This is a genomic window from Streptomyces sp. RLB3-17 (genome assembly GCF_007113425.2).
Classification (GTDB): Bacteria; Actinomycetota; Actinomycetes; order Streptomycetales; family Streptomycetaceae; genus Streptomyces; species Streptomyces mirabilis_D.
Map to the genome: position 1 here is coordinate 1,764,575 of NZ_CP041610.2, position 24,667 is coordinate 1,789,241.

Annotated in this window: 19 protein-coding genes; 5 read left to right on the forward strand and 14 right to left on the reverse strand. The window is 71.5% G+C overall.

All coding sequences use genetic code 11. The features are described from left to right. Window positions 1-166: 166 nt before the first annotated feature. Complete coding sequence (locus tag FNV62_RS08430; RefSeq protein WP_144314990.1) at window positions 167-1,786, forward strand: acyl-CoA synthetase; 1,620 nt, start codon at window positions 167-169, stop codon at window positions 1,784-1,786. Window positions 1,787-2,034: 248 nt separating this feature from the next. Here FNV62_RS08430 and FNV62_RS08435 read toward each other — a convergent pair whose 3' ends face one another. Then, window positions 2,035-3,579, reverse strand: coding sequence for an acyl-CoA synthetase (locus tag FNV62_RS08435; RefSeq protein WP_143607266.1), 1,545 nt, complete (start codon window positions 3,577-3,579; stop codon window positions 2,035-2,037). 185 nt (window positions 3,580-3,764) lie between these two features. Here FNV62_RS08435 and FNV62_RS08440 point away from each other — a divergent pair, with 185 nt between their 5' ends. After that, complete coding sequence (locus tag FNV62_RS08440; RefSeq protein ID WP_144314991.1) at window positions 3,765-6,188, forward strand: penicillin acylase family protein; 2,424 nt, start codon at window positions 3,765-3,767, stop codon at window positions 6,186-6,188. Between the two features lie 63 nt (window positions 6,189-6,251). On the opposite strand, the gene FNV62_RS08445 is transcribed toward FNV62_RS08440, so the two are convergent. The 8 genes from FNV62_RS08445 to FNV62_RS08480 all read right to left on the reverse strand — a co-directional run bounded on the left by FNV62_RS08445 (window position 6,252) and on the right by FNV62_RS08480 (window position 16,552). Further along, the gene (locus FNV62_RS08445; protein ID WP_097283307.1) at window positions 6,252-7,802 is read right to left on the reverse strand and encodes an acyl-CoA synthetase; all 1,551 of its coding nucleotides are present in this window, start codon (window positions 7,800-7,802) and stop codon (window positions 6,252-6,254) included. After that, the gene (locus tag FNV62_RS08450) at window positions 7,799-8,911 is read right to left on the reverse strand and encodes an NAD(P)H-dependent flavin oxidoreductase (protein WP_144314993.1); all 1,113 of its coding nucleotides are present in this window, start codon (window positions 8,909-8,911) and stop codon (window positions 7,799-7,801) included. The genes FNV62_RS08445 and FNV62_RS08450 overlap by 4 nt, the downstream gene beginning before the upstream one ends. A gap of 129 nt (window positions 8,912-9,040) precedes the next feature. Beyond that, a complete protein-coding gene (locus tag FNV62_RS08455; protein ID WP_054232940.1) occupies window positions 9,041-10,600 on the reverse strand; it encodes a phytoene desaturase family protein in 1,560 nt (519 codons plus the stop codon). A 209-nt stretch (window positions 10,601-10,809) separates the two neighbouring features. Continuing rightward, window positions 10,810-13,086, reverse strand: coding sequence for a serine/threonine-protein kinase (locus FNV62_RS08460; RefSeq protein WP_144314995.1), 2,277 nt, complete (start codon window positions 13,084-13,086; stop codon window positions 10,810-10,812). 62 nt (window positions 13,087-13,148) lie between these two features. Further along, a complete protein-coding gene (locus FNV62_RS08465; RefSeq protein WP_143607271.1) occupies window positions 13,149-14,006 on the reverse strand; it encodes an oxygenase MpaB family protein in 858 nt (285 codons plus the stop codon). Window positions 14,007-14,015: 9 nt separating this feature from the next. Continuing rightward, on the reverse strand, window positions 14,016-15,206 hold the full coding sequence (locus tag FNV62_RS08470; protein WP_143600525.1) for an acyl-CoA dehydrogenase family protein: 1,191 nt from the start codon (window positions 15,204-15,206) through the stop codon (window positions 14,016-14,018). A gap of 114 nt (window positions 15,207-15,320) precedes the next feature. Further along, complete coding sequence (locus tag FNV62_RS08475) at window positions 15,321-16,103, reverse strand: hypothetical protein (RefSeq protein WP_225900202.1); 783 nt, start codon at window positions 16,101-16,103, stop codon at window positions 15,321-15,323. A 77-nt stretch (window positions 16,104-16,180) separates the two neighbouring features. Continuing rightward, window positions 16,181-16,552 carry a four-helix bundle copper-binding protein gene (locus FNV62_RS08480; protein ID WP_143607279.1) on the reverse strand — a complete coding sequence of 124 codons (372 nt, stop codon included), beginning with the start codon at window positions 16,550-16,552 and terminating at the stop codon, window positions 16,181-16,183. A 124-nt stretch (window positions 16,553-16,676) separates the two neighbouring features. Here FNV62_RS08480 and FNV62_RS08485 point away from each other — a divergent pair, with 124 nt between their 5' ends. Beyond that, window positions 16,677-16,964 (forward strand): DUF6479 family protein, encoded by a 288-nt coding sequence (locus FNV62_RS08485; protein ID WP_143607280.1) that lies wholly within the window; start codon window positions 16,677-16,679, stop codon window positions 16,962-16,964. Here FNV62_RS08485 and FNV62_RS08490 read toward each other — a convergent pair. Beyond that, complete coding sequence (locus tag FNV62_RS08490; protein ID WP_054232947.1) at window positions 16,961-17,362, reverse strand: nuclear transport factor 2 family protein; 402 nt, start codon at window positions 17,360-17,362, stop codon at window positions 16,961-16,963. The genes FNV62_RS08485 and FNV62_RS08490 overlap by 4 nt on opposite strands. A gap of 237 nt (window positions 17,363-17,599) precedes the next feature. Between FNV62_RS08490 and FNV62_RS08495 the strand changes: the two genes are divergently transcribed. After that, on the forward strand, window positions 17,600-18,295 hold the full coding sequence (locus tag FNV62_RS08495) for a type 1 glutamine amidotransferase domain-containing protein (protein WP_097283316.1): 696 nt from the start codon (window positions 17,600-17,602) through the stop codon (window positions 18,293-18,295). 94 nt (window positions 18,296-18,389) lie between these two features. Here the strand turns inward: FNV62_RS08495 and FNV62_RS08500 are convergent, their stop codons facing one another. The 4 genes from FNV62_RS08500 to FNV62_RS08515 are packed head-to-tail and all read right to left on the reverse strand — an operon-like array spanning window position 18,390 to window position 23,342. After that, a complete protein-coding gene (locus tag FNV62_RS08500) occupies window positions 18,390-19,940 on the reverse strand; it encodes an ABC transporter ATP-binding protein (protein ID WP_225900203.1) in 1,551 nt (516 codons plus the stop codon). Next, window positions 19,937-20,776, reverse strand: coding sequence for an ABC transporter permease (locus tag FNV62_RS08505; protein WP_143607282.1), 840 nt, complete (start codon window positions 20,774-20,776; stop codon window positions 19,937-19,939). Before FNV62_RS08505 ends, FNV62_RS08500 begins: the two co-directional genes overlap by 4 nt. After that, window positions 20,773-21,807 (reverse strand): ABC transporter permease, encoded by a 1,035-nt coding sequence (locus tag FNV62_RS08510; protein WP_375336698.1) that lies wholly within the window; start codon window positions 21,805-21,807, stop codon window positions 20,773-20,775. The genes FNV62_RS08505 and FNV62_RS08510 overlap by 4 nt, the downstream gene beginning before the upstream one ends. After that, window positions 21,795-23,342, reverse strand: a complete 1,548-nt coding sequence (locus tag FNV62_RS08515; RefSeq protein ID WP_144314998.1) for an ABC transporter substrate-binding protein — start codon at window positions 23,340-23,342, stop codon at window positions 21,795-21,797. The genes FNV62_RS08510 and FNV62_RS08515 overlap by 13 nt, the downstream gene beginning before the upstream one ends. Window positions 23,343-23,620: 278 nt before the next feature. Here FNV62_RS08515 and FNV62_RS08520 point away from each other — a divergent pair, with 278 nt between their 5' ends. Next, entirely contained in the window at window positions 23,621-24,643 is a 1,023-nt protein-coding gene (locus FNV62_RS08520) for a TauD/TfdA family dioxygenase (RefSeq protein ID WP_144315000.1), read from the forward strand. Window positions 24,644-24,667: the final 24 nt, after the last annotated feature.

The window sequence follows — 24,667 nt, forward strand, 5'->3', positions numbered from 1 at the left end:
GCTCTCTGGAACGAGAACAGGTTGCAGTAGGCGCGGGACCAGTACAAGAGTTTTCTGACAGACAGTCAGATTTCTTCTGCGCGGGCCCTTCCCAGTTGTGGCGGGCTTTGCTCTGATGGCCGTCGAGCCGAGGGGCGGGACCGGACGCACGACGTCAGGAGGAGCGGTGGAGTACAACCTTGCCGACCTGTTCGAGTCGGTCGTCGACGTGGTTCCGGGCCGCGAGGCGCTCGTGTACATCGACCATCCGGGCACGGGCGCGGAGCGCCGTCTGACGTACGCGCAACTCGACGCGGCGGCGAATCGCGTCGCCCATCACCTGATCGACAGCGGCATCCGCCCCGGCGAGCACCTCGGACTGCACCTCTACAACGGCGTCGAGTACGTGCAGACCGTGCTGGGCTGCCTGAAGGCACGGATCGTGCCGGTCAACGTCAACTACCGTTACGTGGAGGAGGAGTTGGTCTACCTCTACCGGGACGCGGATCTGGTGGCGCTGGTCTTCGACACGGAGTTCACCGACCGGGTGGCGGCGGCACTGCCGCGGGCCTCGGCGCTGCGGCATCTCCTGCGGGTGGGGGACGCGGCGGCCGACGCGGCCTCCTTGCCCGCCCTGGACTTCGCCGAGGCCGAGGCCGCCGGATCCCCCGAGCGGGGTTTCCCGCCGCGCTCGGCGGACGACCAGTTCATCATCTACACCGGCGGCACCACCGGCATGCCCAAGGGTGTGATGTGGCGCCAGGAGGACCTGTTCTTCTCCGGGCTGGGCGGCGGGGCCCCGACGGGCGAGCCGGTCACGAAGCCGGAGGAGCTCGCCGAGCGGGTGGCGGCCGGCGGCGAGGGCATCACCTTCTTCCCCACTCCCCCGCTGATGCACGGCACCTCGACACTGACGGCGTTCATCGGGTTCAACTTCGGCCAACGGGTCGTGATCCACCGCAAGTTCGTGCCCGAAGAGGTCCTGCGGACGGTGGAGAGGGAGAAGGTCACCAGCATGTCACTGGTCGGCGACGCGATGCTGCGCCCGCTGATCGACGCCCTGCGGGGGCCGATGAAGGGCACGGACTGCTCCTCGATGTTCAGCGTGTCCTCGTCAGGCGCGATCATGTCGGAGACGGTGCGTGAGCAGTTCCAGTCACTGGTCCCGAACGTGATGCTGCTCAACAACTACGGCTCCTCGGAGTCCGGCTTCAACGGCACCGCGACCGCGGACTCGGGGGCCGGACAGGGTTTCCGGCTACGGGTCAACTCCCGTACGCAGGTGGTGGATCCGGCCACGTACGAACCGGTCGCCGTCGGTGAGCCCGGCCGGGTCGCACAGCGCGGCCATGTGCCCCTCGGCTACTACAACGACCCGAAGAAGACCGCCGAGACCTTCTTCCAGAAGGACGGCGAGCGGTGGGTGCTGCTCGGCGACATGGCGACAGTCGACGAAGAGGGCATCGTCACCGTCCTCGGCCGCGGCTCCCAGTGCATCAACACCGGTGGCGAGAAGGTCTATCCGGAGGAGGTCGAACAGGCCCTGAAGTCCCATCCGGACGTGTACGACGCACTGGTCGCCGGGGTGCCGGACGAGAAGTGGGGCAACCACGTGGCGGCGGTCGTCCAGCTGCGCGAGGGCGCGGGCAGTCCCTCGCTGGAGGACATCCAGACCCACTGCCGGGGCCACCTGGCCGGCTACAAGATCCCCCGCCAGCTCGTCATCACCGACACCATCCAGCGCTCGCCCAGCGGCAAGGCGGACTACCGGTGGGCACGCTCGGTGGCGACGCAGGCGACCCACTGACGCATAGGCCGGCGGGTTGCGGCCCACTGACGCATGCGCCGCAACCCGCGGCGGCCACCGCGACCGACGGCCGCAGCCCCGACACCAAGTGGCCCGCGATCGACGTGCGGACGCGCTCGAAGCGGGGCGGGGCGGGAAACAGCGGTCCGTGGAAGCCCAGGTCGAGGAGTGCGCCCGCGCCGAGCCCGTCCCGGGGCGACCGGTGACGGTCGAACGCGACGGTTGTCGGCCGTCTCCGCCAGGGCGCCCTACCCCTGGGCGCTTTCGGCCCGTGCGTCCGCGAAGCGGTCCCTCAGCTCGCGTTTGAGGATCTTTCCGCTGGCGTTGCGGGGCAGTTCGTCCACGAAGATGACCCGCTTGGGCGCCTTGAAGGTGGCGAGCTTCTCGCGTGCGTGGGCGAGGAGTTCGGCCTCGGTGACCTCGGTACGGGCGACGACGACCGCCGTGACCGCCTCGATCCACCGCTCGTCGGGGAGCCCGACCACGGCCACCTCGGCGACGGCGTCGTGTGTGTAGAGCGCGTCCTCGACCTGGCGCGAGGCGACCAGCACGCCACCGGAGTTGATGACGTCCTTCACCCGGTCGACGACGGTGAAGTAGCCCTCCTCGTCGCGCACGGCGAGGTCCCCCGAGTGGAACCAGCCGTCGCGGAAGGCCTCCGCGGTCTCCTCCGGCTTGTCCCAGTAGCCCTCGCACAACTGCGGTGAGCGGTAGACGATTTCGCCCCGCTCCCCGTCGGGCACGTCCTTGCCGGACTCGTCGACGACCCGCGCCTCGACGAACAGCACCGGCCGCCCGCACGAGTCCATCCGCCCCTTGTGCTCGTGGGGTCCGAGGACCATGGCCAGCGGTCCGATCTCGCTCTGGCCGAAGCAGTTGTAGAACGCCAGCTTCGGCAGCCGCTCCCGGAGCCGTTCCAGAACCGGCACCGGCATGATCGACGCCCCGTAGTACGCCTTGCGCAGTCCGCTCAGGTCACGGGTGGCGAAGTCGGGGCGTTGGGACAGTCCGATCCAGACGGTGGGCGGCGCGAACAGGCTGTCCGCGTGACCGGCCTCGACCAGGTCGAGGATCTGCCCGGCGTCGGGCGCGTCGAGGATGACGTTCACGGCGCCGACCGCGAGATAGGGCAGCAGGAACACGTGCATCTGCGCCGAGTGGTAGAGCGGCAGCGAGTGCACGGGCAGATCACCGGCCTGCAGATCGAGGGCGGTGATCGCGCTGAGGTACTCGTGCACCAGCGCACGGTGGGTCAGCATGGCGCCCTTGGGCTGCGCGGTGGTGCCGGAGGTGTAGAGGAGTTGCGTCAGGTCCTCGCCGCGGGGCTCCGGTCCGTCGTACGGCGTGGTCGTGTCGAGTCGCGCGAGCAACGAGTCGTCGCTGTCGCGCAGGGCGAGAACGCGGGTTCCCTCGGGGAGGTTCCCGGCCAGGTCCGGGTCGGCCAGGACCAGTCCGCAGCCGGCCTGTCCGACGATGTACGCGAGGTCGTCACCGGTCAGGTTCTGGTTGACCGGCACGTGCACCAGCCCGCCGCGCGCACACGCGAGGAAGCCGATCAGGTACGCGTCCGAGTTGTGGCCGTAGGCACCGACACGGTCGCCCGGAGCCAGTCCCGAGGAACGCAGCACCTGGGCCGCGCGGGAGACGGCCTCGTCGAGTTCGGCATAGGTCCAGGACCGGTCGCGGTAGTGGATCGCGACGCGTTCGGGGGTCCGCCGGGCGCTGCGCCGCAGCACCCCGTCGACCGTGGCGCTCCGGCCCGCCGCCACCGTGGGGTTCTGACCCGCCGTCATGACCTGCTCCTTCGTCCGGCTGCTGTGCCGTGATCCTCGTTCCGGCCCGCGAACGGGGTCAAGCGTCCCGCGCACTTGGCGCGAAGAGGATCAACCCCGCCGTGGAACCTACTGACACCAGGTCACACGTCTGTGGCTGTTGTTACGCTCAACCGCCCCTTCCCTCAATGATGTCGGGAGGCACGATGCGCATCCGCCCCGGACGGTTCGCCGTCCTGGCCGTCGCCCTGCTCACCGCCTCGGCCGCGCTGCCCGCGACCGCCGCGAACGGCCAGGAGCGTCAGCACTCTCCGTCCCACCCGTCCTCCGGCGGTCTGTCCGCCGTGATCCGCTACACCGAGTACGGCATTCCGCACATCCTTGCGAAGAACTACCCGGACCTCGGCTTCGGCACCGGCTGGGCGCAGGCCGCCGACCAGGTGTGCACCCTCGCCGACGGGTTCGTGACCTTGCGCGGCGAACGCTCCCGCTTCTTCGGTCCCGACGCGGCGCCGGACGGTTCGCTGTCCTCGGCGGCCGAGAACCTCTCCAGCGACCTCTACTTCCGCGGCGTGCGGGCGACGGGCACCGTGGAGAAACTGCTCGCGGAGCCCGCGCCACGGGGCCCGAGCCGCGATTCCAAGGATCTGATGCGGGGCTGGGCGGCCGGCTACAACGCCTGGCTCGCCCAGAACCGGATCACCGATCCGGCCTGCCGGGGCGCCTCCTGGGTCCGGCCCGTGACCGCCGTGGACGTGGCCGCGCGTACCTTCGCGCTGGCGGTGCTCGGCGGTCAGGGCCGCGCGGTCGACGGCATCACGGCCGCGCGGCCGCCCGCGACGACCGCCGCGCGTACGGCCGTCGGCATACCCGACGCACAGAGTGCCGCGCGCGCCGCCCGAAGACTCTTCGACACCGCCGACATGGGGTCCAACGCGGTCGCCTTCAGCGGTGCCACCACGGCCAACGGCCGCGGGCTGCTGCTCGGCAACCCGCACTATCCGTGGCAGGGCGGCCGTCGTTTCTGGCAGTCGCAGCAGACGATCCCCGGAGAGCTGAACGTGGCGGGCGGCGCGCTGCTCGGCTCCACCACGGTCTCCATCGGGCACAACGCACGGATGGCCTGGAGCCATACCGTCGCCACCGGTGTCACGCTCAACCTCCATCAGCTGACGCTGGATCCGGCCGACCCGACGACGTACCTGGTGGACGGGAAGCCGGAGCGGATGACGAGGCGAACCGTGACCGTCGAGGCGCGGGGCGGCCCGCCCGTCACCCGCACCCAGTGGTGGACCCGCTACGGTCCGGTCGTCACCTCGCTCGGCGCGGGACTCCCGCTGCCCTGGACGTCCACGACGGCGTACGCCCTCAACGACCCCAACGCCGAGAACCTGCGCGCCCCCGACACCGCCCTCGGCTTCGGCCGGGCCCGCGGCACGGCCGACGTCCTCACGACGCTGAGGCGCACGCAGGGGCTGCCCTGGATCAACACGATCGCCGCCGACTCGGGCGGACACTCGCTGTTCACGCAGTCGCAGGTCCTCCCGCGCATCACCGACGAGTTGGCCCAGCGCTGCTCGACGGCGCTCGGCAAGGCCCTCTATCCGTCGTCCGGTATCGCGGTCCTCGACGGCTCCCGCGGCGACTGCGCGCCGGGCAGCGACCCCGACGCCGTACAGCCCGGGATCTTCGGGCCCGCGCACATGCCGGTCCTCAAGGACGCGCCGTACGCGGAGAACTCCAACGACAGCGCCTGGCTGGCCAATACGGACCGGCCGCTCACCGGGTACGAACGGGTCTTCGGGCCGATCGGCTCGCCGCTGTCGAGCCGTGCGCGCGGCGCGAAGGCGGACGTGTCCGCGATGGCCGCGAAGGGCGAGCTGACCGTACGGGACCTACAGGCGCAGCAGTTCGCGAACCGGGCGACCTCGGGTGACCTCATCGCCGACGACTCGGCCCGTGCCTGTGCCGCGCTGCCCGGTGGGACGGCGACGGGCAGCGACGGCAAGGCCGTCGACGTGAGCGAGGCGTGCGGTGTGCTGAAGGCGTGGGACCACTCGATGAAGACCGGCAGCCGCGGCGCACTGCTCTTCGACCGGTTCTGGCGGCGACTGACCGCCGTGACCGCGCCCGCGCAGCTCTGGAAGGTGCCGTTCTCGGCGACGGACCCCGTCCACACGCCGAACACGCTCAACACGCGAGCGCCCGGCGTGGCCACGGCCCTCGCCGACGCGGTGAGCGAGATGCGGGCGGCGGGCATCGCGCTGGATACGACGCTCGGCGCGCACCAGGTCGTCGTCCGCGGCGATCGGCGCATCCCCGTGCCGGGCGGCACGGAGTCGCTCGGCGTGTGGAACAAGGTCGAGCCGGTGTGGGACGCGGCGGCCGGCGGCTACACCGAGGTCACCACGGGGTCCTCGTACATCCAGGCCGTCGGGTGGGACGGCGGCCGCTGCCCGGTCGCCCGTACGCTGCTGACCTACTCCCAGTCCTCGAACCCGAACTCGCCGCACTTCAGCGACCAGACGCGGCTGTTCTCCGAGGGGAAGTGGGTCACCTCCCGGTTCTGCGAGAAGGACATCCTGTCCTCGCCCGGGCTGCGGGTGATCCGCGTGGGCGAGCACCGCTGACGGCGGCGGGGTGGTCCCTGCCCACGCGGGCGGGGACCACCCCGGTCACACCCCGCTCCGCTGTCACATCGCTCGTGTACGGCCCTCCCAGTAGGGGTCCCGCAGGCGCCGCTTGTACAGCTTCCCGTTCGGGTCGCGCGGCATCGACTCGATGAAGTCGACGCTCTTGGGGCGCTTGTACCCGGCGAGCAGGCGCTCGCAGTGGCCGAGGATGTCGGCGGCGAGGGCCGGGCCCCCTTCATGGCCCGGGGCGGGCTCGACGACGGCCTTGACCTCCTCGCCCCAGTCGTCGTGCGGGATGCCGAAGGCGGCCGCGTCGGCGACGGCGGGGTGGGACAGCAGCGCGGCCTCGATCTCGGCCGGGTAGATGTTGACCCCACCCGAGATGATCATGTCGATCTTGCGGTCACGGAGGAAGAGATAGCCGTCCTCGTCGAGACAGCCCAGGTCACCCACGGTGAAGAAGTCGCCGATGCGGTTCTTCTTCGTCTTGCTCTCGTCCTTGTGGTACGAGAATCCGCCGGTACTCATCTTCATGTAGACGGTGCCGAGTTCACCGGGCGGCAGCCGGTTGCCGTCGTCGTCGAAGACGGCGAGTTCGCTGATGGGCCAGGCCTTGCCGACCGTGCCGGGCTTCTTCAGCCAGTCCTCGGTGGTCGCGAAGGCGCCGCCGCCCTCACTGGCCGCGTAGTACTCCTCGACGCTGTGGCCCCACCACTCGATCATGGCCCGTTTCACATGGTCCGGGCACGGGGCGGCGCCGTGAATGGCGTGCCGCATCGAGGAGACGTCGTAGCGCGCCTTCACCTCGTCGGGGAGGGCCAGCAGCCGGTGGAACTGGGTCGGGACCATGTGGGTGTGGGTGCAGGCGTGGGCGTCGATGACGCGGAGCATCTCCTCGGGCGTCCACTTGTCCATCAGCACCAGGCGGTGCCCGATGTGCAGGGAGGCGCCCGCGAACTGGAGTACGGCGGTGTGGTAGAGCGGTGAGCAGACCAGGTGCACGTTGTCGTCGAACGGACTGATGCCGAAGATGCCGAGGAAGCCGCCGAGGTACGACTCCTCGGGGAGCTTGCCGGGCAGCGGGCGCCGGATGCCGCGGGGGCGGCCCGTGGTGCCCGAGGTGTAGTTCATGACCCAGCCGAGGGTGCGGTCGGCTGGCGCCGAGTCGGGCTGAGCGTCGAGGAGTTCGGCGTACGGCCGGAAGCCCGCCACCGTGCCCACCGCGTACCGCTGCGCGGCCGGAAGCTTCGCCTCGTCCGCGGCATGGCGGGCGGCGTCGGCGAACCGTTCGTGGGCGATCAGCACCTTGGCGCCCGAGTCGGAGACGATCCAGGCGATCTCGGGGCCGACGAGGTGGTGGTTGACCGGCACCAGGTAGAGGCCCGCCTGGGAGGCGGCGAGGTAGGCGACGAAGAACTCGACGCCGTTGGGCAGGACGACCGCGAAGGCGTCGCCGCGTTCGAGTCCCGCGGCGCGCAGACCGTGGACGAGTCGATTGGCCGCGGCGTGCAGCCGGCCCGCGGTCCACTCGTCCCCGTCCGGGGTGATCAGGACCGTCCGTCCGGGGTCGGCGGTGGCCTGGGCCCAGAAGCCGTTGGGTGCGGTGCTCATGACTGTTCGCCCCTTCCCGCGATCCGGTTGACGCGCTCGACGGCCCGCTCGAAGCCGGTCGTCAGGTCGTCGAAGACGGCCTGGACACTGCGCTCGCTGTTCATCCGGCCGACTATCTGCCCGACCGGCGTCCCGAGCAGCGGTTCCACCTCGTACTTCTGGATCCGGGAGACCGCCTCGGCCACCAGCAGCCCCTGGAGCGGCATGGGGAGTGTGCCCGGGCCGTTCGGGTCGTCCCAGGCGTCGGTCCACTCGGTGCGCAGCTGGCGCGCGGGCTTGCCGGTCAGCGCGCGCGAGCGGACGGTGTCGCCGGACCCGGCGGCGAGCAGCTTGCGGGTCACGGCGGGCGCGTGCATGTCCGCTTCCGTGACGGTCAGCCACAGGGAGCCGAGCCACACCCCCTGGGCGCCGAGGCTGAAGGCGGCGGCCACCTGCTGTCCGCTGCCGATGCCGCCCGCCGCCAGTACGGGCAGCGGGTCGACGGCGTCGACGACTTCGGGGGTGAGCACCATCGAGGCGATCTCGCCGGTGTGGCCGCCCGCCTCGTAGCCCTGCGCGACGACGACGTCGATGCCCGCCTCGGCGTGTTTGCGCGCGTGCCGGGCGCTGCCCGCGAGGGCCGCGACGAGCACCCCCCGCTCGTGGGCGCGTGCGACGACGTCGGCGGGCGGTGAGCCCAGCGCGTTGGCGAGCAGTTTGATCGGGTAGTCGAAGGCGACGTCGAGCTGGGTGCGGGCGACCTGTTCCATCCAGCCGGTGATGCGCCAGCCGGACGCCTCGCCCTCGGCGAGTTCGGGCACGCCGTACTTGGCGAGGGTGTCCTTGACGTACTGCCGGTGCCCCTCCGGGATCATCGCCTCGACGTCGGCCTCCGTCACCCCCTCGACCTTCTTCGCGGGCATGACGACGTCCAGGCCGTACGGTTTGCCGTCGACGTTCGCCTCGATCCAGTCGAGGTCGCGTTTGAGGTCGTCGGGGGCGGTGTAGCGGACCGCGCCGAGCACACCGAATCCGCCCGCGCGACTGATGGCCGCGGCGACGGCGGGAAACGGCGTGAAGCCGAAAATGGCGTGCTCGACTCCCAGTTTCTTGCTCAGCTCCGTCTGCATGGGCGCAGAATGCCGCAGTCCTCCGGACGAGGGAAGGCCTTTTCTGATGCTCCGTCAGATTTCTGGCCAGTCCCTCGAAGGAGTTCCGGGCCTCGCGCCGCGCCGGCGGCACACGGCCGAACGGCGGAGCTAGTCGTTCGCGCCCTCCAGTACGGCCATGGCCGCGTTGTGCCCGGGCACCCCGCTCACGCCGCCGCCGCGCACCGCGCCCGCCCCGCACAGCAGGACGTTCGCGTGCCGGGTTTCGACGCCCCAGCGGCCCGTGCCCTCCTGGGCGTACGGGAAGGCGAGGTCGCGGTGGAAGATGTTGCCGCCGGGCAGCCGCAGGTCGTGCTCCAGGTCGAGCGGGGTCTTCGCCTCGATGCAGGGGCGGCCGTCCGCGTCGGTGGCCAGGCAGTCGGCGAGCGGTTCGGCGAGGTGCGCCTCCAGCTGTGCCAGGGTCGACTTCAGCAGCTCCGCCCGCACGGCGTCGTTGTCCCGCTCGAACAGCCGGGCGGGTGTGTGGAGGCCGAAGAGGGTGAGGGTCTGATAGCCCTGGTCGACCAGGTCCTGGCCGAGGATGCTCGGGTCGGTGAGGGAGTGGCAGTAGATCTCGGAGGGCGGTGCGGTGGGCAGCTCGCCGGACGCGGCCTGCGCGTGGGCGGTCGCCAACTGCTCGTAGCCCTCGGCGATGTGGAAGGTGCCGGAGAACGCCTCGCGCGCGTCGACCGAGGTGTCGCGCAGCCTCGGCAGCCGCTTGAGCAGCATGTTGACCTTCAGCTGGGCGCCCTCGGCGGGGGTGGGCGGTTCGTCGCCCGTGAGGTGCGCGAGTTCCTGCGGCGAGGCGTTCACGAGGACGTGCCGGGCCGGGACGACGCCCTCGCCGTCCGCGGTGCGGTAGGTGACCTCGGCGGCCCGCCCGTCGGTCTCGATGCGCACCGCCTCGTGGCCGGTGGCGACCACCGCGCCCGCGGTGCGCGCCGCCGCGGCGATCGCGTCGGTGAGGGCGCCCATGCCGCCGACCGGCACGTCCCAGGCGCCGGTGCCGCCGCCGATCACGTGGTACAGGAAGCAGCGGTTCTGGCGCAGGGACGGGTCGTGGGCGTCCGCGAAGGTCCCGATGAGCGCGTCGGTGAGGACGACACCGCGTACGAGGTCGTCGGCGAAGTTCTCCTCCACGGCGACACCGACCGGCTCCTCGAAGAGGACCCGCCAGGCCTCCTCGTCGTCGATGCGGGCGCGGAGTTCCTCGCGGGTGGGGAGCGGTTCGGTGAGCGTCGGGAAGACCTGCTGGGCGACGCGGCCGGTCATGCCGTAGAAACGCTGCCAGGACTCGTACTCGCGGTCCGAGCCGGTCAGACGCGCGAAGGCCTCGCGGGTGCGGCGCTCGCCGCCGCCGACGAGCAGGCCGGTGGGCCGTCCGCCGCGTTCGACGGGCGTGTACGAGGACACGGTGCGGCCACGCACGCGGAAGTCGAGGCTCAGATCCCGCACGATCTTCCGGGGCAGCAGGCTGACCAGGTAGGAGTAGCGCGACAGCCGGGCGTCGACTCCGGCGAACGGCCGGGTGGACACGGCGGCGCCGCCGGTGCTCCCCAGGCGCTCGAGCACCAGCACGGACCGGCCGGCCCGGGCCAGGTAGGCGGCGGCGACGAGTCCGTTGTGACCCCCGCCGACGATCACGACGTCGTATCCCTCGTGTGCAGGCATGGTTCTTCGTAGCACGCGATGATCCAGAACGGCCAGAGGTACGCGGCACCCGGCGGGCGTCCGGACGGGGCACGAGCGCGGGCATCAGGACAGGGCACGAGCGCGGGCGGCCGCCCCGGCGTGGCCTTCGCCACCGCCGACCACGACACCGCCGTACGGCCGGCGCCGTCCCTCGAACAGGGCGAGCACAGCCCTCGCACGGGAGTCCCTCAGCCTCCCCGTGCCGCCCTCTGCTGACGCAACGCGGCCACTCGGCGGTACAGCTCCACCGCTTCCTGGCCCCGGCCCAGTTGCTCCAGGCAGTGTGCCTCGTCGTTGCGGCTGGCCAGGGCGTCGGGGTGGTCGGCGCCGAGCACGCGTTCGCGGGCGGTGGCGACGCCCCGGTACTCGGTGAGGGCGTCGGACCAGCGGCCCAGCCAGCCGAGGCCGACCGCGACCTCGCGGCGGCTGACGAGGGTGTCCGGGTGGTCGGGGCCGAGCACACGCTCGCGGATGGCCCACACGTCACGGGACTCGGCGAGCGCCTCCTCCCAGCGCGCCATGCGGCCCAGGTTGACGCCGAGGCCGTGCCGGGCGCGCAGGGTCTCGGGGTGGGCGGGGCCGTGCACCCGGGTGCGGTCGTCGATCAGGTCCCGGTACAGCTCCAGGGCCTGCGCGCTGCGACCGAGCCGGCCGAGGCTGATGCCCACCTCGTAGCGGGCGGAGAGGGTGTCCGGGTGGTCGGGGCCGAGGGCCTGGGCCCGTGCCTCGGCCACTTCCCGGTAGGTCTGCAACGCCTCGGGCCAGTGGCCCAACTGACCGAGCGCGTACGCGACTTCGTACCGTGTCACGAGTGTGTCGGGGTGGTTCGCACCGAGCACCCGGGCCCGCGCGGCGGCGACCTCGCTCGCCATCCGGTACGAGTCCTCCAGGCGGCCCAGCCTGCTCAGGTTGAAGGCCAGGTTGTGGCGGCAGCGCAGGGTGTCGGGATGGTCGGGGCCCATGGCACGCTCCCGGGCGGCGAGCACCGCGGTGTACGCCTGGTGCGCCTCGAAGTGACGGCCCAACTGGCCCAGTACGTACGCCATCTCCTGACGCGCGGCCAGGGTGTCGGGATGGTCGGGGCCGAGCGCCCGCTCCCTGCCCCGGGCGACCCGCGCGTACTCGCGCAGCGCTTCGGCGGCGCGTCCGGTGCGGCTGAGGGTGAAGCCGACCTCGTAGCGGCTGGCGAGAGTGTCGGGGTGGTCGGGGCCGAGGACGTGCTCGCGTTCGGCGGCGACCGCGCGGTGCACCTCGCCCGCCTCGGTCCACCGGCCGAGCCGCCCGAGGCTCAGTCCGGCGTTGTGCCGGCCCGTCAGGGTGATGAGCAACTCCGGTGCGGGAGTGGGGCGTTCGACACGCTCCAGCACCTCCGGTGCGGACGTGGCCGGGCGCGCCGTCCATGCGCCGGTCAGGCCCGCCGCCGCGTCCGGCGGGGCGCCGTCCAGTCCGGCACCGGTCGCCTTGTGGCCGGTGGTCATGCCCCGGGTCCAGGAGGGCAGCCGGGGTTCACGCGAGGAAGAGGGCGCGGGAGCCCTCGTCGACGGCTCCAACATGCGCCGCTCGTCGGCGGGACGCCCGATCGCGGGGGACACGACCGTCGGCACGTACACCGGAGTCGTACGCCCCGTGCCGATCCGCCGGCCGAGCTCGCGCGCGTCCTGCGGGCGCCTCTCCGGCTCCTTGGCCAGCAGATCCAGAATGATCCGCTCGAAGTACTCGGGGAGCTCCGCGCGGTGGTGGCGCGGCGGCTCGGGAGGCGTGTCACGGTGGCCGACGAGGATCGCCCACGCGTCGTCCAGGTCGAACGGCGGTGCCCCGGTGGCGATTTCGTAGAGCACACATCCGAAGGAGTACAGATCACTGCGCTGGTCGACCTGGGCACCGCTGATCTGCTCCGGCGACATGTAGTGCGGGGTGCCCATGGCGATGCCGGTGCCGGTCAGCCGGGCCGTGAAGCCGATGTCGTGGCCGAGGCGCGCGATGCCGAAGTCGCAGATCTTCACCGTGCCGTCGGCCAGCCGCATGATGTTGGCGGGCTTCAGGTCGCGGTGCACGATGCCCTGTTGGTGGGTGTAGGCGAGGGCCCCGGACACCTGGTCGGCGATGTCGACGACGTCGGCGACGGGGAGCGGATGCTGCTTGTTGTCCTCCAGGAGCTGGCTGAGGTTGCGGCCCTCCAGCAGCTCCATCACCAGGTACAGCACGCCCTCCGACTCGCCGAAGTCGTGCACCACGGTCACCCCGCGGTGTTGCAGCGCGGCGGCCACCCGGGCCTCGCGCCGGAATCTCTCCCGCAGCACACGGGTGAACGACTGATCGTGGTGCGGGCCGAGCGGTTTGAGGCACTTCACGGCCACCTGCCGCCCCAGCGACTCGTCGCGGGCGCGCCACACCTCACCCATACCTCCCCGCCCGATCAGATCGAGCAGTCGGTACCGGCTCTGGATCAGCCTGGTCTCCGCCATCTCGTGCGATCGCCCCCGTCGCTGCTCGCCGCGCCCTCCCCTGGCCCGTCCAGTATGGCGAGTTATCTGCCGACTTTGTACGGCGCCGGTCGGGAGCCGGGGCCGAGCCGCGCCATGGCCCGCAGAATGTGTTTGGGCGGGAGTTGCCAGCGAAGACGTGCGGGAACGCAGCGCAGCAAGGTGCCCGTGACACGCAGGCGCCGGGTCACCGTCGAGGGGGCCGGCGCGGGTCTGCCGTACAGCTCGTGGGCGTACGGCGGCAGAGCGGCGTACGCCAGCCGCGCCACGCGCCGCCACACCAGGGCGCGCGCCGGGACGAGCAGCGGGTGGGTCGGCGGGCGCGACAGGAAGTCGTCCACGTCCCGTGCCTCGGGCCCGGCGGCGAGCTCCGGCAGCACCTTCTCGAAGTAGGCGGCCAGCTCCGCCCGACTCGCCGGTACGTCGGTGGGGTCGAGGCCCACCAGGCGTGCGCTGACCCGGTGTTCGTCGATGTACCGGTCGGCGTGCGCGTCCGTCAACGGGAACCCCGAGCGGCGCAGGACGTGCAGATAGGAGTCGATCTCGGCGCAGTGCACCCACAGCAGCAGCTCCGGCTCGTCGATCCGGTACCGCTCCCCCGTGTCCGGGTCGGTGGCCTTGAGCAGGGTGTGGATCTTCCGGACCCGGGCGCCGGCCTGCTCGGCGGCCTCGGTGGTGCCGTACGTCGCCGTGCCGACGAAGTTCGCGGTGCGCATCAGGCGGCCCCAGGCGTCGCGCCGGAAGTCGGAATTCTGCAGGACGCCCCGGACGGCGCGGGGGTGCAGGGCCTGGAGGTAGAGCGCGCGGATGCCGGCGACCCACATCATGGGATCACCGTGCATCTGCCAGGTCACCGAGGAGGGACCGAACAGTCCCTGGTCACCCGTGCGAAGCGCGTCCACCCCGTCAGGCTAACGCCGGACCCGCGGCATCCCCAGTCCGATCCACGAGATGATTTCGCGCTGGATCTCGTTGTTCCCGCCGCCGAAGGTGAAGATCACCGCCGAGCGGTAGCCGCGTTCCAGCTCGCCGTGCAGGACGGCGCCCGTGGAGCCCTCCTTGAGGACGCCGGGCGCGGCGACGATCTCCATGAGCCAGGCGTACGCGTCCCGGCGGGCCTCGGAGCCGTACACCTTGACCGCGGAGGCGTCCTGCGGGGTGAGGGTGCCCTCCTGGACGGCGTTCACCATCTGCCAGTTGAGGAGCTTCATCGCGTCGAGTCTGGTGTGGGTCTGGGCGAGGCGGCGGCGCACCCAGGGGAGGTCGGCGACACGGCGGCCGTCGGCGAGCTTGGTGTCCATGGCCCAGCGCTGGACGTCGTGCAGGGCGCGGATCGCCATGGTGCCGTGTGCGGCGAGGGTGACGCGTTCGTGGTTGAGCTGGTTGGTGATCAGCCGCCAGCCCTTGTTCTCCTCGCCGACCCGGCGCGAGACGGGGACGCGGATGTCCTCGTAGTAGCTGGCGGTGGTGTCGTGCGAGGCGAGGGTGTTGATGAGGGTGCAGGAGTAGCCGGGGTCGGAGGTCGGCACGAGGAGCATGGTGATGCCCTTGTGGGGTGGGGCGTCCGGGTCGGTGCGCACGGCGAGCCAGACCCAGTCGGCGGTGTCGCCGTTGGTCGTCCAGATCTTCTGCCCGTTGACGGTGTAGTGGCCGGTGGCCTCGTCGCCGTCCCTTACGGCCCTGGTCTTGAGCGCCGCCAGGTCCGTCCCCGCGTCGGGCTCGCTGTAGCCGATCGCGAAGTCGATCTCGCCGGAGAGGATCCTGGGCAGGAAGTACTCCTTCTGCTCCGCGGTGCCGAACCGCATGATCGTCGGGCCGACGGTGTTCAGCGCCATCAGGGGCAGCGGTACGCCCGCCTGGGCGGCCTCGTCGAAGAAGATGAACTGCTCCATCGGGGTCAGCCCGCGCCCGCCGTACTCCGTGGGCCAGCCCACCCCGAGCCAGCCGTCCCTGCCGAGCCGCCGGATCGTCTCGCGGTAGAACCGTTTCTGGGCGGCCGGGTCGTCGTATCGGGCGTAGGCGTGGTCGGGCACCAACTCGGCGAAGTAGCCGCGCAGTTCGGTCCGCAGCCGCTGCTGTTCTGGCGTGTATTCGAGATGCACGGCGCCTCCTGGCTCCCCAAGGCCGGACCTGACGGCGCACACCGTAGAACGTGTTTCAGAAATTGTGAATGCCGAAGACAGCGGCGTCCCGACCGCGCCCCTCCCGGGGGCCCCTCATCCCGGGAACCCGTCCGAGGCGTCGGCCGGGCGGCCGTGCTCCCAGACACGGTCGAACTCGGCCTGGAAGTGCTGGTACCAGTGCCCGTCGCGGTCGGGGCGCAGGGTGAACACGGCGTCCCCGCTGGCCGAGCTGTGGGAGTAGACGTCCACGTGGATGATGCCGCCCGGCCGCCGCGGGTCCAGCAGTACCAGCCCGAAGGCCGGCACGAACGGCAGGAACCTCACCTCGACCCTGTCCCTCACCTCTGGCTTCTCGAGCAGTTCTCGCAGGAGGTCGATCGAGGTGCGCAGTCGGTTCTGGTACACCTCGGGCCGGTGGGGGATGGTGCTGCGGCGCGCGGCCTCGGCGGGCGCGATGCCGGAGGGGTCGATGAGCGCGATCCTGATCACGGATCCGGATACGGCTCGACGCTCCAGCTCGTCGATCGAGTTGCGGAGGGTGCGGGCGAGGGTCACTCCGACGATGCCGATGTCCCGTGCCCCACGTATCTGTTGGACGAGTTCCGGCTTGTCGCCGCTGAAGAAGTCCTCCGCCGAAATGTCGCCGGCGGCGCGGGCACGCACCTCCGTCGCCAGCTCGGCGACCTGCCGACGGCTGCCCAGCAGCCCTCCGGCCAGCAGGGCGAGGGTCGCGAGGGTGGCCGCGGCCAGTACCTTGCCGCCGGCCACATCGAGTGCACCGAGCACGGCCAGGGTCAGCGAGAGCAGCGCCGTGACGTAGATTTCCAGGTTCTCGCCGGAGGAGAGATCGTGCCGAACGCGCCGCAGAAATCGCATGCGGGCCATCGTCCGCACCGCGGCGCCGGTCCGTCAACGACGGCCGTACCCGAACTCCGGGGCGGAGCTTCAGGGATTCAGTCGCGGCTCAGTGTGGCGAGGAAGTCCGTGCAGGCCTCGGCGCACTCCCGGCAGGACTTGGCGCTGTCCTGCCCGCCCGGGTGCTCGTCGAAGACGTCCGCGCTCTCGCGGCAGACGGTACGGCACCACTCGACCTGGACGCGGATGCCGGCCGTGTCCCGGCGGGCCTCCTCCGCCAGCACACGACAGGTCGCGTCGCACACCTCCACACACAGAAGGCCTTTGCGCCGTACGAGTTCCTGCTCCCTCGGCCCGTCCGGATCCACCGTGCTCGCCCGCAGCGCACAGGCACGGGCGGCCTCGGCGCAGGCCTGCGCACACTCGAAGCGGTCCTCCAGGAATCGGATGAGTTCTCGCTGGGATGTCATTGTCGTCACCGCGGGCGGGTAGCCGCGAGAGGGCCCGTCAAACCCCGCGCCTCAGGGCCTGGCGGCCGCCCTCCGGGGCGAGCTCACCCGGTTCGCGCACATGACTCCGGGTACTCGGGGACGCATGAGTGCCATGGATACGGAAGGGACAGTGCTCGCCGCGGCCCAGGGTCTGCTGATCATCGGGCCGCTCGCGGTGGGCGTCGTGCTGGTGGCGGTGCTGGTCGGTGTCGTGTGGTGGGGCCGCCGCAAGCGGCAACAGCAACCGCCCCCGCCCCGCCCGGAGGAACAGCCCCGCCTGCCCGACAGTGGCCCGGTCCACGAGGTCAGGGAGCACCGCGAGCCCAACGAACTGCCCCCGAGCGAGCACCGACTGACCCCCCACGAGCTGAAACGAACGAACGGCTCCTAGCCGCCCATCGCCTCCGCCGCCTCGCGTGAGATCCGCTCGAACTGGGCACCCATCGCCTCCGAGAGGGCATGGGCCGCCGAGAGCGGGCGGACCATCACCATCAGGTCGTCGATCCTGCCGTCCTCGTCGAAGTGCAGGAAGTCGCAGCCGTTGAGCTCCTTGTCGCCCACCTTCGCGGTGAAGACGAGCGCGTGGTCGCGACCGTCGGCACCGGCGATCTCGCGTACGTAGCGGAAGTCGGTGAAGACACGGGAGACGCCGCGCAGGATGGCCGCGGTGATGGCCTTCCCCGGGTACGGCTTGAAGGCGACGGGGCTGGTGAACACGACGTCGTCGGCCAGCATCTCCTCGATCGCGGTGAGGTCGCCCGCCTCTACGGCCTTCCGGAAGGGGTGCATCCGAGCCCCGCCTCTCACACTCAACTAATTGATTAGGTTACGAGAAGAGTAGTGGGGGTGGCGGCCGGCGTCCAGGCATTGGCTTTCCTATGGCTGCGACGGCGCTCCCTATTGGTCACCTATGCCAGAGCCGCATACGGTCGAGGACATCGCCGCCCCGACGAACTGGATCCAAAGCGTCGGGGCGTACGACAGGAACGACCGGCAACGCCCCCCGCACCCTCGGAGAAACGCACCATGTCGAAGATTCTCTTCGTGATCACCGGCGTCGACCACTGGACGCTCGCCGACGGCACCCGCCACCCGAGCGGCTTCTGGGCCGAGGAGGCCGTCGCCCCGTACGAGGCGTTCGAGGCCGCGGGCCACGAGGTCGTCGTCGCCACGCCGGGCGGCGTCGTGCCGACCGTGGACAAGGGGAGCCTGGCTCCCGAGGTCAACGGTGGTCAGGAGGCCGCCGACCGCATCGCGCACGCCCTCGCGTCGATGACCGCGCTCCAGCGGCCGCTCAAGCTGGCGGAGGTCGACCTCGCCGACTACGCGGCCGTCTTCTACCCCGGCGGCCACGGCCCGATGGAGGACCTGGCGGTCGACGCGGACTCCGGCCGGCTGCTCACCCTCGCGCTGGAGTCGGGCAAGCCGCTCGGTGTGGTCTGCCACGGTCCGGCCGCGCTGCTCGCCGCGACGAAGGAGGACGGCACCAACGCCTTCGCGGGCTACCGGGTCTCCGGGTTCACCAACGCCGAGGAGACGCAGGCCGGTCTCGCCGACAAGGCGAAGTGGCTGCTCCAGGACCGGCTCGTCGAGGCGGGCGTCGACTTCCAGGAGGGCGAGCCGTGGGCCCCCAAGGTGGTCGTCGACCGCAACCTGGTCACCGGCCAGAACCCGGCGTCCTCCGCCCCCCTCGCCGCCGAACTGCTGAAGCGGCTGCCCTGACCCTCACGGGGCCAGGGCCTGTCCGGCGGATCACGCGGCAGACGCCGGGTGTGGCACGCACACGGCGTAACTCCTCCACGGGCAGGCCGCCGAGTCAGACGGACAGCAACTCGGCGGTGGGGCCGTGGCGGATCAGGCGACCCGACTCCAGCAGGTGCACGGTGTCCGTGTAGGCGGCCACCAGGTGCAGTTCGTGGCTGACCAGCGCGACCGCCAGGCCCCTTTCGGTGCGCAGACGTCGCAGGAGTTCCATGACGGCGGTGGCCGTGTCCGGGTCGAGGGCCGAGGTGATCTCGTCGCACAGCAGGAAGTCGGGCTCGGCGGCCAGCGCGCGGGCGATGGAGACGCGTTGCCGCTGGCCTCCCGACAGCTCCGCGGGATGGCGGCGGGCGAAGTCGGCGGGCAGCTCGACCTGTTCGAGGAGTTCCGCCACCCGGTCGGACACCTGGCTCTTGGCGAGGGCCCGGTGCAGTCGCAGCGGGCGGGCCAGCGCGGCACCGACGGTGTGGGAGGGGTTGAGCGTACCCAGCGGGTTCTGCGGAACGAGTTGGATGCGCCGATGGTGCGTACGGCTGCGACGGCGTGCCGCGGCCCCGACCGGCTGCCCGTCCAGGGTGACGTCGCCCGCGTCGGGCCGGTGCAGGCCGGCCAGCACGCGCAGCAGCGTGGTCTTGCCGGAACCGGACGGCCCGACGATTCCGGTGGCGCGGCCGGGCACGGCCGTGAAGTCCACGGCGTCCAGGGCGTGCTGGACCTGTCCCCGGTGCCGGAAGGCGACGCTGATCCCGCGCGCCGTGATGCCCTCGGCGAGGGCAGGCGCCCGTTCGGTGGGAGCCGGCGACCGTTCGATCGGGGCAGGTGCCCGTTCGGTGGGCGGTGGCTCTGTCCTCGCCCGGGGTGCCCGGGGCTGCGCCGGAGTCGACAGATGGACGACCTGGTCGGCGCAGGCCGCGACGAGTTCGGGGTCGTGGCAGGCCATCACCACGGCGAGGCCGCGCCTGGTGGCGAGGTCGCGCAGCAGCTCGGCGATGTCGTCGCGCAGGGCGGAGTCGAGTCCGGCGGTCGGCTCGTCCAGAAGGAGGACGTCCGGGGTGCGGGCCAGCGCGCGGGCGAGGGCGACGCGGCGCTGCTGGCCGCCCGAGAGCGCGGTGGGGCGCCGGTCGGGCAGCCCGTCGTCGGTGGACAGCCGGCATTCGCGCAACAGCGCGAGCACCGCCTCGTCACCGCGGTCCGTGGCGGTCTCGGCCACCAGACGGCGCACCTTCATCCGCGGGTTGAGTGCGGAGCCGGGGTCCTGTCCGACGTAGGCGATCCGGGTGCGGCGCAGTTCGCGCAGTGCCGGGCCCGGCAGCGCCGACGGGTCGTGGCCCAGGACGTCCAGGGTTCCGGCGGACACGGTGGCGCCCGGCGGGAGGTGGCCGACGAGGGCGCGCAGCAGCGTCGTCTTGCCGGAACCCGAGGCGCCGGTGAGGGCGGTGATCTCCCGGGAGTGTACGACCAGGCTGGTGGGACGGAGGAGGAACGGGCCCTCGGGGACGCGTACTTCGAGGTCGGTGACCCTCACCAGGGGAGCCGGGGGCTCGGCGGTCGGTGCCGGGGCGGGCTCGTCGTCGGGGACGTCTCGGGTGGTGGCCGGCCGGCTCACGAGGTGGTCACCGTCTTCCGTACGGGGCGTGGGGCGAGCGAGGAGGAGGCGAGGTTGACGCTGATCGCGAGCAGGGCGATGGCCAGGCCGGGGGCTACCACGGCCCAAGGGTTGAGGAGGATGCCCGGGGCGTTCTCCCGGACCATCAACGCCCAGTCGGATGCCGGGGGTTGGGGACCTATCTGGAGGAACCCGGCCATGGAGATGACGTAGACCGCCTCCACGAACCGCAGGCCGAACAGGGCGAGCACGGTGGCGCGCAGGTTGGGCAGGAGTTCGCGCAGGGTGAGATACCAGAGCCTCTCGCCGCGGGCGGTGGCGGCCTCGATGTAGCCGGACTGTGCGAGGGGGGCCGCCGCGCCCGCGACGAGCCGTACGGCGTAGGGGACTCCGAGGACGATGGCCGCGGTGTTGACGGCCAGGCGTCCGCCGTCCGGCCAGGCCAGCGCGATGAGCATGATGCCGAGGACCGGTGGCAGCAGGATCGCCACGTCGGCCGTCCTTTCCACCGCCCGGCCGAGCGCGGGACGCAGCACGGCGACGCAGCCGATCAGGGTGGCGAGGCCGGTCACGACCACGGCGACCAGGAGGGCGCTGCCGATCAGCGCCGTACCGCCCTGCAGGAGCCGGCTCAGGACGTCGCGTCCCAGCTGGTCGCCACCGAGCGGCGCGCCGTCCCTGGCCGGGGCGTAGGGGGCGGTCACGGGTTTGTCGATCGCGTGCGGAGCGAGGAACGGGCCGGTGAGGGCCACCAGGACGAGCAGCAGGCCCGGTGCGACGCGCCGCAGGACGTAAGAGGGGACGCGGCGGGGTGCCGCGGTGGCAGGAGTGCTCATGGGCGTGCTCCCAGCATCCGGGCGCGGACGAGGTCGGCGGCCAGCAGGACGACACTGATCGCGGTGCCCGCGCAGATCACGACCCCGGCGATCAGCGGGGTGTCGCGACCGGCGACGGCGCCCGCCAGTACGGTTCCGACGCCCGGGTAGTTGAACAGTGTCTCTACGGCCACCGCGCCGCCCAGCAGCATGCCGGTGGAGGTGGCGATGCCGATGGCGATCGCGGGGAGCGCGCCGGGCAGCGCGTGCCGCAGCACGACCCGGTGGACGGGCAGACCGTCGAGGTGCGCGGCTTCGACGTGTGGCGTCGCGGCCTGGTCGGCGAGCGCGCCGCGCACGATCCGGGTGTTCCATCCGGTCTGCGGGATGGCCAGGGCCAGTACCGGCATGATCAGCATGGTCCAGGTGGCGGGGGCGCCGTCGGCGCCGGTGAGTGTGACGGCCGGCAACCATCCCGTCCACAGCGAGAGGACGAGCAACAGGCCGACGGAGACGACGAATTCGGGCACGGCGAACGCGGCGGTGGCCGCGTGGCCGATGATCCGGTCGACCGGCCGGCCGGGGCGACAGGCCGCCCAGCAGCCCAGCGCGAGCGCGGCGGCGACGGTGAGGACGAAGGCGACCGAGCCGAGCAGCAGTGTGTTGGGGAACGGGTCGGCGAGCAGGTCGGTGACCTTCTGGCCGCGCGCGGAGGTGCCCAGGTCGCCGGTGGGCAGGGCCGTCATCCAGTCCCAGAAGCGCTCCCACAACGGCCGGTCGAGGCCGAGGAGATGGCGTCTGGCCGCCACGTCGGCGGCGCTGTCCCCGCGTTCCGAGGTCGCCGTGGCCGCGTCGCCGGGCAGTGCCTCCACCGCGACGAACACCACGGCGAGGAGTACCGCGAGCATCAGGGCCCGCCGTGCCACGGCCGTCGCGATCCGCACGGCGACGCGCACGGCGAGCGGGCCCCCGCGACGTGGCGCGGTGGCCGCCCCCGAGCGGGCGGGGGCGGCCACCGTGTCGCCCTCGACCGTGCGGCTCAACCCAGCCACACGTTCTCGAGCTGGACCCGGCCGTAGCCCGGGAGCTTGGGCAGGTTGCGCACCTTGGCGACGGCGAGGTCGATGCCGTCGGCCATGCCCCACAGCAGATAGCCGGACTTGTCGAACTCGATCTGCTGCAGCTCGTGCAGGGCCGTGGCGCGTGCCGTCTCGTCGGCGGTGCCGATGACCTTGCGGTACGAGGTGTCGAAGGCCTTGTCGTCGAAGCCGGCCTCGTTCTGTCCGGCCTCGCTGACCAGGGTCTTGGAGGCGAAGAAGACCACGGAGTCGTTGGTGCCCCAGTACGTGGTGTACAGGTCGCCCTTGAGCCAGGTCTTCTCGTAGAACGCGCCGGACTCCTGCTTGACGACCTTGAGCTTGATGCCGGCCTCGCGCGCCTGGGAGGCGAGCAGCGTGGCGGACTCCGCGAGGCCCGAGATGTCCTCGGTGGTCACCAGGTCGTAGGTCTTGGTGAGGTCGAAATTCGCGTCGGCGAGCAGCTGCCTGGCCTTGGCGAGATCGCGCTTTCGCTGCGGGATGTCCTTGGCGTAGTGCGGGTCGCCGGTGCCCATGATGTCGTTGGCGACGGTGCCGTATCCGGACAGGACCTGCTTGACCATGGCGTCGCGGTCGACGGCCAGGCGCAGCGCCTCGCGCACGCGCACGTCGGCGAAGGGGCCGCTCTTGGTGCGCATGACGAGGGGCATCGACATGTCGTTGGGGCGGCGGACGACCTGGACGTCCTTGCGGGACTCGGCGGTACGGGCGGCGACGGCGCCGACGTTCGAGGCGACGTCGATCTGGCCGGCGAGCAGCGCGCTGGACATCGCCTGCGGGGTCTCGAACATGGTCACCTCGATGGCGTCGAGGTGGACCGTGCCGCCGTACCACTGGTCGTTGCGGACGAGGCGGGCGTTGCCGCCGCGATACCAGTCGAGCTTGAACGGGCCGGTGCCCGGCGCCTTCTCCAGCTCCTTGTCGGAGGTGTCCTTCTTCAGGACGAACGTCGTCAGGCGGGTCAGCAGGGGCAGTTCGGCGTTGGCGTAGTCGGACACGAGGACGACGGTGTCGTCGCCGTCGGCCTTGATGTTCTTCGCCTCGATGCCGGGCAGCCGGGCGGCGCCGGAGGGGGTGTTGCGCAGCCGCTGGAGCGACCAGACGACATCGGCGGCGGTGACCGGGGTGCCGTCGTGGAAGGCCGCACCCTTGGCGATCTTGAAGCGCCAGGTCTTCAGGTCCTCGGAGTGCTCCCAGGAAGCGGCCAGGCGGGGCTTGGTGTTGGGCCCCGCGCCGGGCACGGTGAGCGTGTCGTACACCAGGGCGAGGATCAGGTAGTCGCTCTCGTTGCCCTGCGTTCCGTGCGGGTCGCGGGTGAGGGCACCGGCCCGTCCCAGGGCTCCGATGCGCAGGGTGCCGCCCTTCTTGGGCTTGTCGTCCGCGGCGGCCGGTTGGGCCGAGGTGTCGTCGCCCCCCGAACAAGCGGCCAGCAGTGCTGTCGCGCCTATCGCTCCGCCGGCCCACAGCACTTGGCGCCTGGTGATGTTCACGTACGTCCTCGATCCGGTCTCACAGAAAACGAAAAGTTCTTAGGGTTGCCTACCCTAACGACAACCGTTTCCGCAAGATGGCATGGCGCCGACCCACCAGGCAAACCGCAGGTCGGTCGTAGACAACCGGCCCTGATCGATGGGGTGATGACGGTGTTTCGGTCAGGGAAAATCTAGTAAGGTTTGCCTATCCTAAGTTAAGTGCTAGCGTTCCGCCCGTTCACAGCGCAGGCACAGCCAACCCCCCACGCACCCCCAGAGAACGGGATCTCTTTGCCATGAGCACGGCAGCCGCACCTGTCCGCACGCTCGACGCCCACTCCGTGGGCGAACTCCGCCGGGCAGCGGAGAAAATACTGGCCGAATTCGGGACATCCACCACGTCCGAAGCTCTGTTGGAGCGCGTCGCCCAGGCCGCCGACGCCTTCGGCGACACACTCCGCCACCACTGCCGCCCCGTCGACACGGCCGACGGCCTGTACGTCCTCGCGGGACTCGACGTCGACGACCACGACCTCGGCCCCACGCCCACCAGTTGGGCCGGCGCGGGCGACAGCGGCGCCCTGCACGACATCACCCTGCTCCTGCTGGCCACCGTGATGGGCAACCCCATCGCCTGGGAGGGGCAGCAGGACGGCCGTTACGTCCACAACATCGTGCCCTCCCCCGGGCACGAGGACGAACAGACCGGCGCCAGCAGCACGGTGCTGCTCAGCCCGCACACCGAGGACGCCTTCCACCCCGGCCGCGCGCATCTGCTGATGCTCAGCTGCATGCGCAATCCGGACAACATCGCGACCACCGCCGCCAGCATCCGCCAGGTCGAGCTGGACGAGGCCGACATCGGCCTGCTGACCCGGCCGTCGCTGCCGATCCTGCCGGACGACGCCTACGCCGAGGCCCAGGACTTCGACGGCGGCACCCCGCCCCGCGTACCCACCCTCTTCCACGCCCGGGACGGGCTGACGCTGCGTTTCGACCCGGCGTACACCCCGCTGGAGGACGCCTCCCCCGCGCACCGGGCCGCCTACGCGCGCCTGGCGGACGAACTCTCCCGCGTCTCCCGCGCGGTGAGCCTGAACCCCGGCGAGGTCCTCGTCGTCGACAACGACCTGGTGGTGCACGGCCGGGTCCCCTTCCGGGCCCGTTACGACGGCACCGACCGCTGGCTCAAGCGTGCCTCCGTACGGGTTCCCGGGCGCCGTTCCCGCCCGCCGGCCGAGGTCCACGAACACGGATACGGCCAGGCGGCCCTGGAAGCGCACGGCGACCGTGCCGCCCGTCGAGCGCACGCGAGCTGAGCACCCGGCCACCGCCCGGACCCC

What these genes read in the sequence shown, in the direction of transcription:
- FNV62_RS08435 (WP_143607266.1), bottom strand. Translation starts at nt 3,579, where the DNA reads ATGACGGCGGGTCAGAACCCCACGGTGGCGGCGGGCCGGAGCGCCACG.
- FNV62_RS08440 (WP_144314991.1), top strand. Translation starts at nt 3,765, where the DNA reads ATGCGCATCCGCCCCGGACGGTTCGCCGTCCTGGCCGTCGCCCTGCTC.
- FNV62_RS08445 (WP_097283307.1), bottom strand. Translation starts at nt 7,802, where the DNA reads ATGAGCACCGCACCCAACGGCTTCTGGGCCCAGGCCACCGCCGACCCC.
- FNV62_RS08450 (WP_144314993.1), bottom strand. Translation starts at nt 8,911, where the DNA reads ATGCAGACGGAGCTGAGCAAGAAACTGGGAGTCGAGCACGCCATTTTC.
- FNV62_RS08455 (WP_054232940.1), bottom strand. Translation starts at nt 10,600, where the DNA reads ATGCCTGCACACGAGGGATACGACGTCGTGATCGTCGGCGGGGGTCAC.
- FNV62_RS08460 (WP_144314995.1), bottom strand. Translation starts at nt 13,086, where the DNA reads ATGGCGGAGACCAGGCTGATCCAGAGCCGGTACCGACTGCTCGATCTG.
- FNV62_RS08475 (WP_225900202.1), bottom strand. Translation starts at nt 16,103, where the DNA reads ATGCGATTTCTGCGGCGCGTTCGGCACGATCTCTCCTCCGGCGAGAAC.
- FNV62_RS08480 (WP_143607279.1), bottom strand. Translation starts at nt 16,552, where the DNA reads ATGACATCCCAGCGAGAACTCATCCGATTCCTGGAGGACCGCTTCGAG.
- FNV62_RS08485 (WP_143607280.1), top strand. Translation starts at nt 16,677, where the DNA reads ATGAGTGCCATGGATACGGAAGGGACAGTGCTCGCCGCGGCCCAGGGT.
- FNV62_RS08490 (WP_054232947.1), bottom strand. Translation starts at nt 17,362, where the DNA reads ATGCACCCCTTCCGGAAGGCCGTAGAGGCGGGCGACCTCACCGCGATC.
- FNV62_RS08495 (WP_097283316.1), top strand. Translation starts at nt 17,600, where the DNA reads ATGTCGAAGATTCTCTTCGTGATCACCGGCGTCGACCACTGGACGCTC.
- FNV62_RS08505 (WP_143607282.1), bottom strand. Translation starts at nt 20,776, where the DNA reads ATGAGCACTCCTGCCACCGCGGCACCCCGCCGCGTCCCCTCTTACGTC.
- FNV62_RS08520 (WP_144315000.1), top strand. Translation starts at nt 23,621, where the DNA reads ATGAGCACGGCAGCCGCACCTGTCCGCACGCTCGACGCCCACTCCGTG.